Consider the following 14,765-nt stretch of genomic DNA (forward strand, 5'->3'; position numbering starts at 1 on the left):
AATATAGCCTACGCCTCCGATTCCGATAACGCCGCAAAGTATTCCATCACGACCTCGCGGAATTCCAGCGCAGCCCGTGAAATGTACCGGTTCTTATGCGATAGCAAAGCGATCTCCCGGACCAGCGCATAATCCTCCACTTGGAGATAATTAATTTGCTCGCGCGGATTCCTCGCTGTGCTTGGAATGAAGGCGATGCCGATTTCCGCTTCGACTAGTGTGCTTAGCCTTGCCGGCTCATCTCCCTCATACACATATCGCGGGACGAAGCCGGCTGATTCGCATACCTTATCCACTAAATCCCGCGTGCCGTAGCCTCTCTTCACGCCGACAAAAGCTTCCTCTTTCAATTGGGACAACGATACGCTGTTTCGTTCCGCCAGCCGATGTCCAGCCGGAACCGCGACCATGACCGGATCATTGAACACAATTTGACATTCAATATCTTCCCCTTGTACAGCAGGTGAGGACAAGCAGAAATCGACCTCTCCTCTGTGAAGAAGCGTGACCATTTCCTGCGTGGTCAGCATTTGTACATGAAATTGAATATGAGGCCGCTTCCTCCGAAACTCGCGGAGAATAGAAGGCAGCGTGCTTGCTGCGGTGACCGCCAGTTCAAGTGTTCCATGCTCTGCGCCTGATAAGTCGCTAAGCTCCTGCTTCCCCTGTTCCAATTCAAACAAAGCCCTCTCGGTCCGGCGGAGAAAGCTGCTTCCGTACGTATTTAAGCGCAGCTTTCGCCCTATGCGATCAAACAGCGGGACCCCTAGATCCTCCTCCAGACGTTGGATCGTTTTGCTTAATGATGATTGCGTAACATGCAGACTCCGTGCTGCCTCCGTAACATGCTCCAGCCTGGCAACTGCGAGAAAATATTGCAACTGAAGAAGCTCCATTCCGCACCTCCGCTCATTCCTTCAAATCAATGAAATCATAGCATAAAAAGCGTTGGAATGAATCATTCATTTCGCGTACGATGACTTTACTACGTTATGGGAGGAACCGCAAATGAGTGTTCGCAGCAGATGGCTGATCATTTCCGTTGGACTCGGAATCCTGTTAAATCCTCTAAATTCTTCAATGATTGCTGTTGCAATAACAAGACTGCAGGCCGTATATCAGCTCGACTTTACCGTTGTTTCCTGGATTATCTTCTCGTTCTACATTGCGAGCGCAGTTGCCCAGCCCGTTATGGGAAAAGCCAGTGATTTATTCGGCCGCCGAAAGCTGTTCCTTGCCGGGCTGGTCGTTGCCTTCGCCGCATCCATGCTGGCTCCCTTATCGCCAAGCTTCGGATGGCTTATCGTATTCCGCATCATGCAGTCCATCGGAACGAGCATGATGGTGGCCGTTGGAATGGCGATCGTGCGAATCCATGTAACGGAGAAACAAGCGTCTGCGCTCTCCGTTTTGTCGATCTTTCTATCCGGAGCGGCAGCTATCGGACCTTTTATCGGCGGGGTTCTGCTCCATTGGTGGGATTGGCCTGCAATCTTTCTCGTGAATATTCCGTTCACAGCGGCAAGCTTTCTGTTCGCCTGGCGAAATATACCGAAGGATAAGCCGGCATCTTCCCTTGCACGCAGCATGTCCCTTCGCAGCTGGCTCCATTTGATTGATGCGTCTGGCATACTGCTCTTCACCGTCGGCCTGGTTGGTTTGCTCATTGCTGTGCTGGCAGCCAAATCATCCGGACATGTCTCAACCGGACATGCTGCCCTTGGCTTATTAGGTCTCGTGTCTCTGGCGGCATTCGCCAGACATGAATGGAGGGCGGCATCACCGTTCATTCCGCTGCGCACATTCGTCAAATACCCGGCGATGACTTGGATTAATATCGAATTTATACTCGTTAACATCCTGTATTACTCGCTCTTTTTCGGGCTTCCAGCTTATTTGCAGACCGTTCGTCATGTCAGCGAGTTCCACACCGGAATGCTCATGCTTAGCCTGGGTTTATGCTCGCTTGTTGCTTCGCCTATAGCTGGACGATGGATTGATAAAGCGGGCCCTCGGCCAGCACTGCTCACGGCTGGTATCCTCATGACGCTGGGGTCCATCTGGATCATGACTTTCAATCAAGCATCTCCAGTGATCAGTGTCATACTGGCGTTAGCTGCATTTGGCATTAGCAACGGACTGAACAGTGTCGGCATGCAAGCCGCTCTGTTCAACAGCTCTCCCAGAGAAATGATCGGTGTCGCATCTGGCGTATTTATGACATCGAGATACTTCGGAACGATTCTCTCCTCCCTCCTGCTCGGCATTATCATGGGAGATAAACTTAGTGCTAACGGGTTTCAGCGACTAGGAGCAGTCCTCACGGTCATCGCATTGTCTTTGGTCATCTTGAATTGGCTTCGTAAGCAGTCCGGGCAGTCAGAACCGAAAGCTGTAGACAAATAAGAGAGGAACACGTCTTGCAAAATAACAATCGCCCTCCGTTTGGCCTCAATAGCCATACGGAGGGCGATTATTCTCTGTTCAAGCCTTATGCTTCCCATGGCTCAAGCAGATCCTTGTTGCCATGGACATGCTCCAAATGATGTTCACCCCAATCACAGATGTTGTCTAAAATCGTCTTCAAGCTCCAGCCATATTCAGTAAGCTCATATTCTACCCGCAGAGGAATTTCATTGTACATATAACGATTAATGACCTTGTCCCGCTCCAGTTCCCGTAATTGCTTGGTTAACATTCTTTGCGTAATTTCTGGCACGAGACTTCTTAATTCATTCGTCCGTTTCTTGCCCGTGGTCAAATGATAAAGGATTACGCTTTTCCATTTCCCGCCCATAACTTCTAGCGTAACCTCAACGCCAATTCTATATTTCTTTTGTTTATCCATTGCAGTATCCTCCTCATTCAATGCAAATTTATGAATTAAGACGATATCCTTTTCGTCTATACAGTACTCTGATGTTCCTATAGCACAATATTGTGCCTACTTCCTATTTTAGCATCAATACGACATACTAGCATTCAAGCAAAAAATTAAAGGTTAATCGGTTATTAGCCGAAGCCTTCATCTTAACTCATTTTATAGAAGGAGGAATTATACGATGAAAATACTTGTAGTCGTTACACATCCCCGGCAAGATTCATTAACCGGGAGCATCACGAAGCAACTGGCACGAGGATTGGCCGAAGCCGGACATGAATATGAGGTAGCTGATTTATACGCGGAAGGCTTTAATCCTCTGGTATATCCTCCCGATGAGCCGGATTGGGACAATCCGAATAAAGTATATTCTGCTGAAACGATGCGCGAAATAGAGCGAATCCGGAACCATGATGCGATTATTTTTGTATTCCCGTTATGGTGGTTTGGTGTACCGGCCATGCTGAAAGGCTATATCGACCGGATATGGAATAATGGATTCGCCTATGGGAAAGATGAAGTGACCGGTGAAAGGTTCAAGCTGCCTGTCCAAAAAATAAGCTGGGTTTCGCTAGTTGGAGGAACGCAGCCGCATTTCGAGAAACACGAGCATGATGTTACGATAACCCGCCACTTAAATTACTTGGCCGGTTACGTTGGGGTTAAAGATTCGGCGGTTCATTACCTATACGAGACTATTGCTAAATTCCCTGATGATTCCGAAAAGGAGAAACATCATTACGATGCCCTGCTGGCAGAAGCCTATCGTCTGGGACTGCAATTTTAATAACTGTCATATGGTTTTCTTCACGCGCTAACGTCAAAACAAAATGCAAATGTGCAGGTTGATGAGGCTCAAAAGGCCCAAAATGGCGTTCAACATGCAAAAGTGCATTTGAAATCGTCCCATCTCACCCTTAAAAGGGCTCTCCAGGCCAATCAAACTGCACATTTGCATTTCAATGCGATAAATCGCCGAAAAAACGCCTATTAACCTGCACTTTTACATTTTGGTCAAGTAATCTTCGATTTCCTCCGGTATTCAGCAGGCGTAACGCCTACCATTTCCTTAAACACGCGGCCAAAGTGGCTCGTATTAATGTAACCGCTCTGAACCGCAATATTTGCAACAAGCTCATCGCTCGATTGCAGCAATTGCTTCGCATGAGCTATGCGCAGTCCGGTCACATAATCCCAGAACGTAACTTGCAGCTGCTCCTTAAAGATATTGCAGAAGTGGTTTTTATTCACATCCAGGTACTCGGCAATCTTTTGCAAATTAATATCTGTCGTATAGTTCATCTTGCAATACTCAACCGCCTTCTCGATGAGAGCCCCCTGACGAATTGAAGCCCCTCTGCTAGAACTGGAATCCTGGATTTTACTGCTGTTCGACAAAGCCTCTGCATAGGCATCCGCTAGCTGCAGCAACGGGCAGCACTTTGAGCTAGTGCCCACTAGAAACGGCTCTTCTATATAATTCATCAAAATCTGCGTACAGCCCTGGATTAGCGCAGAATCACAGGACGTGCCAGAAGGGGAAGCATGAATAACGATCAGCTCATTATAACGGTGAAAAAAGCTGATTCCATGACAATCAGAATGCGAGAAATAATCATTGACTTCCTCTGTGAGGCTAATTTTAATAACCTCTTCGATTTCTTCTGCTTTGGCAGTTGTGCCTCCAAGCTGAAACACGCTTATCTCGCAGCTCTCCCAGCGATTTTTCGTTATTTTCATAAAATCATCTAATCCATTAGAATCCAGCTTGCCCGCCAGCAGCTTTTTGAGAGCGTTTTCTTCAAACAATGGAATAACTTTGGACAAACTCTCTTTGACTCCCTTTTCTGCTTCAACTTCTTTAACCAGGCGGAAAATTTCTTTAATCACTTCGCTTTGGATATACGGTTTCAGCAAATAACCTGATGCCTGGAGCTTCAACGCCTTTTGTGCGTATTCAAACTCTCCGTATGCGGTAAGCAATACGACTTTACTCGGCAAGTTGGCCTCACGGACTTTGTTCAATAGCTCCAATCCATCCAAGTGCGGCATACGAATGTCCGAAATAATAATGTCTGGAACTTTCACTTGTATGAGCTCCCACGCCTGCTTCCCGTTCGTTGCTTCTCCTAATATTTCTATGGCCGGAAAATGATTTTCCAATATTTTACGAAGAGCCAGCGTCGTAAGAGGCTCGTCATCAATCAGTAGTATCGACAGCATTGTGTATCCCCTCCTGTGACTGTGGCTTCGGGATCATTATACGGATGGCCGTCCCCTTTCCCTGCTCACTGTCAACCGTCAATTGGGCTTTGGATGCGAATCTCAGCATCAAGCGGTCTGCTATGCTCGTTAACCCAATTCGGCCGTTGCGCGTGCTCGTTGAAGCTAGCTCTTGACGTATGGAGCTTAACTTGCCCGGTTCTATACCTATTCCGTTATCGCTAATGATGATCTGAATATGTTCGAGTTCCTCCTTTATAACAAGGCTGATCAGCCATACCCCTTCCTTGCTTTCCAAACCATGATAAATCGAATTTTCGATAATAGGCTGAAGCACGAATTTGTTGATCGGAACCGAAAGTATACGCTCATCCGCTTGAATATCGAATTGAATTCGTCCATCATAACGAATATTTTGAATGTGCAGATAGTTTTCTACAGCGTGGAGCTCGTCCTTTATTTGTACCATGTCATTCATGTGATACAGCGAATATTGCAGCAGCTCTCGCAGTGAATGCGTAACTAATTCAATATCTTCATTTCTGCCCAAGATCGATAAGGATGAGATCGATTGCAAGGTGTTGTACAGAAAATGCGGATTCATCTTGGCCTGCAAGGCGTTGTATTCCGCCTCCTTTTGCAGCAGCTGACGATTAATGGAGTCCTCTATAAGCTCATTTATTTTATCCAGCATATCGTTGACTCCCCGGTTCAGTACCATAATTTCCTCATACTCCGCTTGTCTTTCAACTCTAATATTCAGATTGCCTGTTCCAACCTTCTTCATGAAATTGACCAGCTTCAAGATCGGCTGGGAGGCTCGAATCGTAATGACAGAAGCTAACACGATGGTTACAACAATCATGATGACGAGCAGCAGCAGCGTCGTATTGCGGATGACCGACAGGTTTTTATCCAGATGGGTAAAAGGCAGCAAGCTTACGGTTTTCCAGCCCGTAACCGCTGAAGTGGAATAGACGACGAGCATCTTCTGTCCCTGTATCTTCTGCGTCCAATAACCCTCTGAATCATGGAATAGCTGATCCAATTCCACTTCATCAAGGCGAAGGGAAGAATCCGTCTGATACACAAGCTGCTTCTCATTGTCCAGAATAAATGATTCGATGCCAAGCTGAGTTTGGGTGGACTCGAAAATATGATTCAGCTTGTTAATGTTGTAATCAAATACAGCTACCCCATACAGATTTGGATTAGACGGATCATACGCATCCTTGATATTGGCTGCTATCGTAATTACATTGTTTGAATCCGCTTTCTTATCATAGTTATCATAATAATCCGGCTTATGAGCGCCATAGAATTTGGTCTGCAGGGCATACGGGGTTTCCTTGAAATCCTTCCATACCTGCTTCAGAAACGGGGACTCAAAATTAATCGAACGAGAGCTGTTAATATACAGCTTGCGATAGTCATTATTATAAATAAAGTAACCGCGGATATCCGATTTCTCGGAGAAGATATTGTTTAACAAAATCGATATCCGGGTACGGTCCATCGTTGATGCAAATCCCCCCTCTTCCAAGACCGAATCCTGGAGCATCGTGATCAGATTCTGGTCAATCGCCAAGAAATGCAAGGAATCCTTAATTTCGTTCAAGTATAGGTCCAGGCTCTGATTCACTTGATCCGTAATAGAGGTCGTATTCTTCACCATCTCCCGCTCCGTAAAGCTGGAGAAGGTTCGATAGCTGATTGTACCAAGCAGGGTAAGCGAAGCGCATATGAGCAGCGAGAAGTATAGAATGATGCTTGTTTTAAAGGATTTTAACTTCAACCACACTCACCCTGACTTTTTTTAGTAACAGTATAGTAGCTGCTTTCAGGAAAAACAACAGTCTAAAGTTTCCCCGAAATCCACCGCTGAATATTAGAACATTGCCTAAATATTTGACTATTTGAAAATAGACAAGCCTCCCTTATGATGTGGTAAGCGGTTACAAACAACACAACAGGAGGTGCAGACATGAAGCTGAAAAACAGTGTAACAAGAGAATTATGGACAAACAGAGCTTATTATTTAATGGCGCTTCCAGGCCTTCTCCTACTCCTTGCCTTTTCCTATTTGCCTTATCCGGGTATGCTCATCGCCTTCAAAAATTTCAATCCGATTCAAGGCATTTTCGGGAGTCCATGGAGCGGCTTTGACAACTTCAAGTTTCTATTCAGCAATGACGATATTTTGCGCATTACCTTTAATACATTCTGGATCAATGCCAACCAGATACTGTGGGGGACTGTCCTTGCTGTCGTATTCGCGATTTTATTGAATGAGATTAAAAACAATGCCGTGAAAAAGTGGTTTCAGAGCATTTTGTTCCTGCCTTACTTCTTCTCCTTTGTCATTGTAGGAAAATTGATTCTCCTCATATTCGCAAATGAAAATGGACTTGCCAACGGCCTGATTCAGCTATTCCACGGCATGCCTAAAGAGTGGTACGCCATACCGGAGTATTGGGTGAAGATTATTGTCTCTGCAGGCGTCTGGAAAAACGTCGGTTACTCCGTCATTATCTATCTCGCTGCCATCACGTCCATTAATGATGAAATGATGGAGGCTGCATCGCTGGACGGGGCTTCCCGCATTCAGAAAATACGTTACATCATGCTTCCTAACTTGATTCCTACCATAATTACATTGACGTTACTTGCGATTGGCAAAATATTTTTCGGCGACTTCGCGCTCATCTATGCCATCGTCGAGAACAACGGTCTGCTCTATCCGACTACCGACGTTATCGAAACCTATATTTATCGTGCCCTGATCAATGGAGGACAGGAATACGGCATGATTACCGCCATTGGCATGTATCAGTCCATTCTCGGGTTCATTGTTGTTCTCGGAAGCAACTGGCTGGTCAAACGATATGACAAGGATTACTCGCTATTCTAAACGCATCGAGGTGAACGAAATTGAAAATCAAATTTGGCTGGCTGGATCTGCTGATCTATATCGTATTCATAGCCTTTGCTCTTGTGACGCTGGTCCCCTTTACGCTGGCGATCATGGTCTCTTTCTCCGCAGAAAGCTCGGTTGCGCTGCATGGCTATAAGTTCATCCCTGAACAATTCTCATTGGATGCCTACAAAATGATATTCCAAGACAGCATGGTATTTAATGCATACAAAGTAACCATCTTCGTAACGGTTGTCGGCACATTCATCTCCCTATTGTTCTCATCGCTGCTGGGCTACATGATGTCTGTTCAAAAAGTAAAGTACCGCAATATTATCGCTTTTCTCATCTTTATTCCGATTGTTTTTGCAGCGGGACTTGTCCCCTGGTACATCGTCGTATCCAATGTGCTTCATTTGAAAAATACGGTCTGGGCGCTCATTCTGCCTCTGGCCATTAGCCCGTTCAATGTTTTCCTGCTGCGAAATTATTATAAGTCGATCTCTCCTGCGCTGGCAGAATCGGCTGAAATTGACGGAGCCGGGCCCTGGTACACCTTTTATAAAATTATGATTCCATTATCGAAACCGATTCTAGCAACTGTCGGCCTGTTCGCTTCACTTGGCTATTGGAATGATTTCACAACATCGCTATGGCTGATTGATGACCGGAAGCTGTTCACCGTTCAGTTCCTGCTGTACCGGATCAATTCCATGATCGCTTATATGAGTCAGCATACCAATATGTCAGCCGTTCTGCTGCCATCTGAAACCATCGTATTCGCGATGTTTCTCATTACGATTGGCCCCATTATTCTTTTGTATCCCTATGTCCAAAAGTATTTCGTGAAGGGGATTATGATTGGCTCTGTGAAAGGTTAACCCCAATTAAATAAGGTTACGATAAACATGAACAAGGAGCGATTACAATGAAGAACAAGAAGCCGTTTAAGAGCAGTATCCTGATTGCCGCTATTCTGATTTTAACTCTGCTTGCAGGCTGCGGCTCTGCCGGTTCAACCAAACAGGGAGGAAGTGAGGCTTCCTCTGCCGGCAAAGAAGTTACACTGAAAATCTTATTTCCTGGCGATCCCCCTCGTGACCTGGATGCTGTGAATGCGGCAATCTCCGAGAAGTTGAAAGCAGACGGACTCAATATCAAGCTGAATTATACCTTTGTTCCTTGGGATTCTTACTGGAATAAACAGAGCCTCGTTGTTGCAGCTGGAGAAAGCTATGACCTGACTTGGTCTCATGTGTCCAAGCTGTCCCAGAGTGTGAGCAAAAACGTGCTGATGCCTCTGGATGCAATCCTGCAAACGAACGGCGCCGAGCTGAATCAAGATATATCGGACTTCGTATGGAAGGCTGTCCAAGTAAACGGCAAAACCTACGCGATACCAAGGGTCGTCCCTTCCGCACAAAGCGACAGCTTCCAAATCCGGGGCGATCTCCGCAAAAAGTACGGCTTGCCGGAAATTAAAAACTCCGCAGATTTCGAGAAATATTTGGAGGCTGTCAAGCAAAATGATCCGCAAATGGTCCCTCTTGTAGGCGGAGCGAGCGGCATGATCAGAGAACTTGGACCTAGCAATTTTACGAACGGCGAATATATGAACAGCTTGTTCTATGTGGATGTCAATGAAAAACCGCTGAAGGTCAAAAATATGTTTACTTCTAAATTTTACGAGGACTTCGTGAATATTACCCGGGACTGGTATAAGAAAGGGTATTTGCCGAAAGATCCTAATTTGTTCAAGGACGTCAACGGAAGCTTCACGCAAGGTAAAATGGCGGCAATGCCTTCTAACATTTTGCGTCCTACAGAGGTCATCGACGCTTTGAAAACGAATTTCCCTGAAGCTGAGCTTGAATTTGTACAGTTTGCTCCAGAAGATCCGAAATATATTTTTAGCAGCGCAGATAATTTATTAGCGGTTCTGGCTACGAGCAAGCATCCTAATGAAGCGGTAGCATTCGTGAACTGGCTGCATAAGAGTCAAGAAAACTACGACTTGTTCACGCTTGGCGTTAAAGATGTGAACTACAAAGTCGACGGCAGCAGCGCTTCCTATGACGGCATTCCTGCCGACAAGCAGTACTTCCCGATCAGCTGGGCTTGGACGGATATGCGCTATCACAAGTTCAGCAAATATATAACGCCGGCTCAGCTCGATGTCATTAAGAACTTTGATAACGGCGCCGTACAAACGCCGCTGATCGGCTTTGCTCTCGACAATGAGCCTGTGAAAGCAGAGCTTGCCAAGCTGTCAGCGATTGTCGCGGAGTACTCCGCTAACGGCCCGCTCATGAATGGTCAAGTTGATTTCTCCACCGTGAAGGATCAATTTCTAAGCCGGCTCGATGCCGCTGGCATCAATAAAGTGCTTGCTGAGTATCAGAAACAACTGGATGCCTTCCTTGCTGCACAAAACAAAAGCTGATTAATAGAACAAAGGGGCTGTCCATTCGTCATCGAATGGGACAGCCCCTTTCATTTATTTCCGGTAGCACCAGTTGTCCGGAATTGTTGTGAGCTCCGCCGGATGGACGTATCGCTCGCCGACTTCTTTAAAGCGCTGCAGAATGTTATCATCCAGCAAACCTTGCTGGTTTGGAGCGCCATTGAGCAAGAATGATACATTATGCGCATTGGATTCCTTCACTTTGTCCAGCGCCCAGTCCGCCGTTCTAAGCTCCATCGCCGTATCTGTCGCACGCCAGAACCACGTTTTCGTTAAAATGTTGCAGCTTGCTCCAGGACCATTAAATGAAGAATTCACTTCTTGTCCTGCAGCATTTTCGAAGAAGGCGATATCCGTCTGCTGTACGTTAGACTCGCAGCCAATATTCATCAGCAGGCACTGCGGCTGGAACCCTTTGACCCATGCATCAATTTCCTCGAAAGGCAGATTCTCATAGCTAGGGCCGCCCCAAGGCGCATTCCAGCCGTCAATGATCAGGAACGGAATTTCCCCGTAGCCTGTGAGCAGCTCCTCAATCTGATTTTTAATAAACTGCTTGTCTTCAGGCGTACATTTCTTCTGCCCGATTTGATGATGCAGGTCTAGTGCAGAGAAGTAAAGACCTGCTTCGATTCCTTCTTTTCTGAACGCTTCAAGATATGCCTTAACGACGTCCGTCTGGAGCGTCGCGTTTTTCACTGAATGCTCCGTGTAGGCTGTCGGCCACAAGCTGAAGCCTTCATGATGCTTGGCTGTCAGGGCAGCAAATTTCATCCCTGCCGATTTAGCAGCCTTCGCCCATTGGGAACAGTCCAGCTGAGCCGGGTTCCAGTCCTTTGGATCAAATACGAATCTGCGGGGCTCGTCATTATTCTCGTGACCGTATTCCCAGTCCTCAACTTCCGACTCTGCAAACTGAAAGGTAGCGCTGTTGAAATGAATAAACATGCCATGTCTTTGATTAACGAACCATTGCTGCCGCTGTACCAGCTCTTGATTACTCATGAAGATTGCCTCCCTGTTATCCGTTGTAATAGAATCATATGATATCTACTACTGTATAGAATCCAGGCCCCCGTTACAGCTGACAATCTCGACTTTCTATAGTACAATTTCTACATAAATTCAGACTAAGGTGATGCGATGCTTGCACTTGAATTACAAGTTCCTCCCTTTCCTCTGCTGACTACTGTCGGTTATGTATTATGGCCGTCAGGCGTCACGCATGCCAAGCGGCAATTTGATGTGTTTGATTTGATCATTTGTACCAGAGGGACATTATATATGATGGAAAACGGCATACAATACGAGATTGAACAGGGAAAAATGCTCGTTCTGGAACCGGGAAAAACACATGCCGGCTATCGTCCCACCGAGACGGAAACCGAGGTTTACTGGATACACTTCCAGCATCCCGCCTCTTCACCGCCTAAATTAACGGAGAGCTGGCAGCAGCCTTTGCTTGAAACGACTAATCAAGATACTGTGCCTCATCCAGCCATCATCCATATCCCTAAATTTGCTGCAGCCAATCTGCGGATTATCGTTCCGATGCTGACAGAGATGCTTAAGGTACACAGCGTGCTGACGCCTAGCCGTTCCTTTGACCTGCATATTTTATTCGGTCAGCTTCTGGTGCAGCTTCAGAACGGAATGATAACAGGCAGCTCGCAAGCCCGCTCCCATCTCATTGGCGAGAAGGCCGCTTCCTACCTGGCGAGCCGTTTGGAAGCTCCTTTTGATTCCGAGCAAATGGAGCTAGACCTGCATTACCATTTTGATTATCTTTCCAGATGCTTGAAGCAATATTCCGGGATGAGCCCTCTGCAGTACAGACATCATCTGCAAATTGAACGCGCCAAACGGCTGCTGACCCATTCCGAGCTCCCTTTGGTCAAGATCGGTGAGCAGTGCGGCTTCAATGACAGCAACTATTTCATCCGCCTGTTCAAGCGCCAGACATCGTTCACGCCCGGAGAGTACCGGAGACGGTATCAGGCATTTTTATAGAGCTTTATGGAGCTTTGGAGGTGTATTTCTGTACGTTTCTGCCTTTGAACGGTACAATCTTTACTATATAAGTCAGCAAGCTTTAAGGAAGGTGTAACGATGAGTCAAAACTCCCGGGATTTAATGATTGAGGGTGCTGTAAAGCTCCTCGGACAGCGAGGGGTACAAGCCGCCTCATTTACTGAAATAATGAAGGCTACAGGAGCGCCAAGAGGCTCCATCTATCATCATTTTCCAGAAGGCAAAGAACAACTGGTCAAAGAAGCGGTCGAGCTCGCTGGTAAACGAGCTCTAAACTTTTTAGATCCCCATCAAGGCCAACCCGCTGTAATCGTTGTCGAGAAGTTCATTTCTCTCTGGAGAATGCTGCTTAGTCACTTCAACTTTGAAATAGGCTGCTCTGTGCTTGCGGTCACGGTAGGATCGGAATCACCGGATATGCTGGAACAAGCTGCAGCTGTATTTCGCCAATGGAGTGACCAATTAACAGCGATGCTGCTTGCTGGCGGTGTAGCATCCGGCCAAGCAAAAGGATTAGCGAATTTAGTTATCTCTTCCTGCGAAGGCGCTGTAGCGATCAGCAGAGCGCAAAAGTCATTCGATACCTTCGATACCGTAGCGGAGCAATTGCTTATGATGATCAGGAACGCAACAAACTCTCCTCAGGAAAATGAATAGAACATCACGAATTACTGTGCTGATTTTGATGATGTACGATCTTTTAATTAATTTTCCCAAGTCCCGGCTGCATCCTTTGCAACCGGGACTTGTCTTATTTAAAGGCAGTGGTTGAAGAATTACGGCGCAATAGCCTTAACATTCATATCAGTCGATGCACTGTTCTCCCATAAAATCAGGCCTGCACGTCCGCCACTCCATAACGAAGCTGACAGACTAGCAGGCCTACGAACTATTACCTATTCCTTCGATACTTATTTCGCACCTTCTTGCGCGGCATTAGCTGCGGCGGCGGCTTGGGCAGCCAAAGCGCCCAACTCTTCTTTGCCAAATGCGGTTCCCTGAATTCCCCAACCGCCTTCAGCAGCTTCGCTTAGAATGACCCAAGTACGTTTTACGAGCGTTGCATCACCGGCAATACGCGCAACAATTTCAGTCGCATCCTTCGTAATTTGTCTTTGGCCATCGCGATTAAGCGCGCCTGGAGGTGTAATAATTTGGACTCTTACATGATTCGCCGAGTTCATGCTTCCCGTATGAATAGCCGTTTCTTTCAGACGATGAACAAACACCGCTGTGTTGTCCAAATGAAATGGACCCGGCTTCGTAACCCCTTCCGCTCTAAGAACAGCGTAAGCCAGCTCTGTTCCAAGGGTGTTGTCTGCATCGGCTGGGAAAATATGTTCAGGTGCGTATACATCAATCATTGGCATCACTCATTCTCCTTTAATAACACAAAATTATGACGACCGTCATAATGATAGTACATTATGACGGTCGTCATAGTCAATAGCCATAGTTAATCGTTTACTCATTCCTAGAAAAAAGTACCCTTGCTAGCGCATCAGGCTTACTGCAGGCTGAAAAGAATCAAAATGTAAAAATGCAGGCTGATTGCCGCCATTTCAACGAAATGCCGCCTCAACATGCAAATGTGCATGTTGATTGGCCTAAAAAGCCTCTTTTGAGCCATTTGGAGCGATTTCAAATGTACTTTTACATTTTGATTGCTTTTTATGACCTTTTGAGGCTCATCAGCATGCACTTTTGCATTTTGTTTCCCGCCTAGCCCGGGAAGCTTGCACATTGCAGTTACAATGTTCGTACTTAAACAGAATCTAAACAGCCGCTGCAAACTTTAGCTGAGGTTTATCCATTCGTTTCGGCTCCGTTTCAAGCGGGTTGGTAGGATAGGAACTAAGGAAGCTCATGCAGCATAGGCTCCCGGGCATCAAGCAATAGTAAAGGAGGAAAACAGATGATTATTACAACAACCGCAATCGTCGAAGGCGCTCCGGTCAGACAATATATCGGCGTTGCCACCGGCGAAGTTATCATGGGTGCTAATATCGGACGCGACATTCTTGCTTCCTTCCGAGATCTTGTAGGCGGACGTTCGAAAGCCTATGAGACAAAGTTGAGAGAAGCAAGAGACGAGGCCTTTAAAGAAATGACACAGCAGGCTTCGCAGATGGGTGCCAGTGCTGTTATTGGAGTCGCGATCAATTACGAGGTTGTCCGGCAGGATATGCTGATGGTTGCTGTCAGCGGAACCGCAGTCATTATCTAATATTTTTATATGGGAGGAATTATTT

14 protein-coding genes are annotated in these 14,765 nt (G+C 46.3%); 8 read left to right on the forward strand and 6 right to left on the reverse strand.

Annotated elements, in window-relative coordinates:
* Window positions 1-8: 8 nt before the first annotated feature.
* Complete coding sequence (locus ACFVVF_RS10010; RefSeq protein ID WP_387807861.1) at window positions 9-896, reverse strand: LysR family transcriptional regulator; 888 nt, start codon at window positions 894-896, stop codon at window positions 9-11.
* A gap of 112 nt (window positions 897-1,008) precedes the next feature.
* On the opposite strand from ACFVVF_RS10010, the gene ACFVVF_RS10015 reads away from it, so the two are divergent.
* Window positions 1,009-2,406, forward strand: a complete 1,398-nt coding sequence (locus ACFVVF_RS10015) for an MFS transporter (protein ID WP_387807864.1) — start codon at window positions 1,009-1,011, stop codon at window positions 2,404-2,406.
* Window positions 2,407-2,491: 85 nt separating this feature from the next.
* Here the strand turns inward: ACFVVF_RS10015 and ACFVVF_RS10020 are convergent, their stop codons facing one another.
* A complete protein-coding gene (locus ACFVVF_RS10020; protein ID WP_387807866.1) occupies window positions 2,492-2,848 on the reverse strand; it encodes a winged helix-turn-helix transcriptional regulator in 357 nt (118 codons plus the stop codon).
* A gap of 214 nt (window positions 2,849-3,062) precedes the next feature.
* On the opposite strand from ACFVVF_RS10020, the gene ACFVVF_RS10025 reads away from it, so the two are divergent.
* On the forward strand, window positions 3,063-3,668 hold the full coding sequence (locus ACFVVF_RS10025; protein WP_387807869.1) for an NAD(P)H oxidoreductase: 606 nt from the start codon (window positions 3,063-3,065) through the stop codon (window positions 3,666-3,668).
* 227 nt (window positions 3,669-3,895) lie between these two features.
* Here ACFVVF_RS10025 and ACFVVF_RS10030 read toward each other — a convergent pair whose 3' ends face one another.
* The gene (locus ACFVVF_RS10030; RefSeq protein ID WP_387807872.1) at window positions 3,896-5,104 is read right to left on the reverse strand and encodes a response regulator transcription factor; all 1,209 of its coding nucleotides are present in this window, start codon (window positions 5,102-5,104) and stop codon (window positions 3,896-3,898) included.
* The gene (locus ACFVVF_RS10035; RefSeq protein ID WP_387807875.1) at window positions 5,082-6,905 is read right to left on the reverse strand and encodes a sensor histidine kinase; all 1,824 of its coding nucleotides are present in this window, start codon (window positions 6,903-6,905) and stop codon (window positions 5,082-5,084) included. The genes ACFVVF_RS10030 and ACFVVF_RS10035 overlap by 23 nt, the downstream gene beginning before the upstream one ends.
* A 183-nt stretch (window positions 6,906-7,088) precedes the next feature.
* Here ACFVVF_RS10035 and ACFVVF_RS10040 point away from each other — a divergent pair, with 183 nt between their 5' ends.
* Genes ACFVVF_RS10040 through ACFVVF_RS10050 form a run of 3 tightly spaced genes read left to right on the forward strand, consistent with a single transcriptional unit; the run spans window position 7,089 to window position 10,461 of the window.
* Window positions 7,089-8,015, forward strand: coding sequence for an ABC transporter permease (locus tag ACFVVF_RS10040; RefSeq protein ID WP_387807878.1), 927 nt, complete (start codon window positions 7,089-7,091; stop codon window positions 8,013-8,015).
* Window positions 8,016-8,035: 20 nt separating this feature from the next.
* Window positions 8,036-8,899, forward strand: a complete 864-nt coding sequence (locus ACFVVF_RS10045) for a carbohydrate ABC transporter permease (protein WP_387807881.1) — start codon at window positions 8,036-8,038, stop codon at window positions 8,897-8,899.
* A 47-nt stretch (window positions 8,900-8,946) separates the two neighbouring features.
* Window positions 8,947-10,461, forward strand: a complete 1,515-nt coding sequence (locus tag ACFVVF_RS10050) for an extracellular solute-binding protein (RefSeq protein ID WP_387807883.1) — start codon at window positions 8,947-8,949, stop codon at window positions 10,459-10,461.
* Between the two features lie 54 nt (window positions 10,462-10,515).
* Here ACFVVF_RS10050 and ACFVVF_RS10055 read toward each other — a convergent pair whose 3' ends face one another.
* Window positions 10,516-11,487, reverse strand: a complete 972-nt coding sequence (locus ACFVVF_RS10055) for an alpha-L-fucosidase (RefSeq protein ID WP_387807885.1) — start codon at window positions 11,485-11,487, stop codon at window positions 10,516-10,518.
* Between the two features lie 138 nt (window positions 11,488-11,625).
* Between ACFVVF_RS10055 and ACFVVF_RS10060 the strand changes: the two genes are divergently transcribed.
* Together ACFVVF_RS10060 and ACFVVF_RS10065 are read left to right on the forward strand one after the other, a co-directional pair.
* Window positions 11,626-12,492 carry an AraC family transcriptional regulator gene (locus tag ACFVVF_RS10060; RefSeq protein ID WP_387807887.1) on the forward strand — a complete coding sequence of 289 codons (867 nt, stop codon included), beginning with the start codon at window positions 11,626-11,628 and terminating at the stop codon, window positions 12,490-12,492.
* A 99-nt stretch (window positions 12,493-12,591) separates the two neighbouring features.
* The gene (locus ACFVVF_RS10065; RefSeq protein WP_387807889.1) at window positions 12,592-13,170 is read left to right on the forward strand and encodes a TetR/AcrR family transcriptional regulator; all 579 of its coding nucleotides are present in this window, start codon (window positions 12,592-12,594) and stop codon (window positions 13,168-13,170) included.
* A 254-nt stretch (window positions 13,171-13,424) separates the two neighbouring features.
* On the opposite strand, the gene ACFVVF_RS10070 is transcribed toward ACFVVF_RS10065, so the two are convergent.
* Window positions 13,425-13,883, reverse strand: coding sequence for a tautomerase family protein (locus ACFVVF_RS10070; RefSeq protein ID WP_387807892.1), 459 nt, complete (start codon window positions 13,881-13,883; stop codon window positions 13,425-13,427).
* Window positions 13,884-14,428: 545 nt separating this feature from the next.
* Here ACFVVF_RS10070 and ACFVVF_RS10075 point away from each other — a divergent pair.
* Complete coding sequence (locus ACFVVF_RS10075; RefSeq protein ID WP_387807895.1) at window positions 14,429-14,740, forward strand: YbjQ family protein; 312 nt, start codon at window positions 14,429-14,431, stop codon at window positions 14,738-14,740.
* Window positions 14,741-14,765: the final 25 nt, after the last annotated feature.

The sequence above is a fragment of the Paenibacillus sp. NPDC058174 genome (assembly GCF_042883865.1).
Taxonomy (GTDB): Bacteria; Bacillota; Bacilli; order Paenibacillales; family Paenibacillaceae; genus Pristimantibacillus.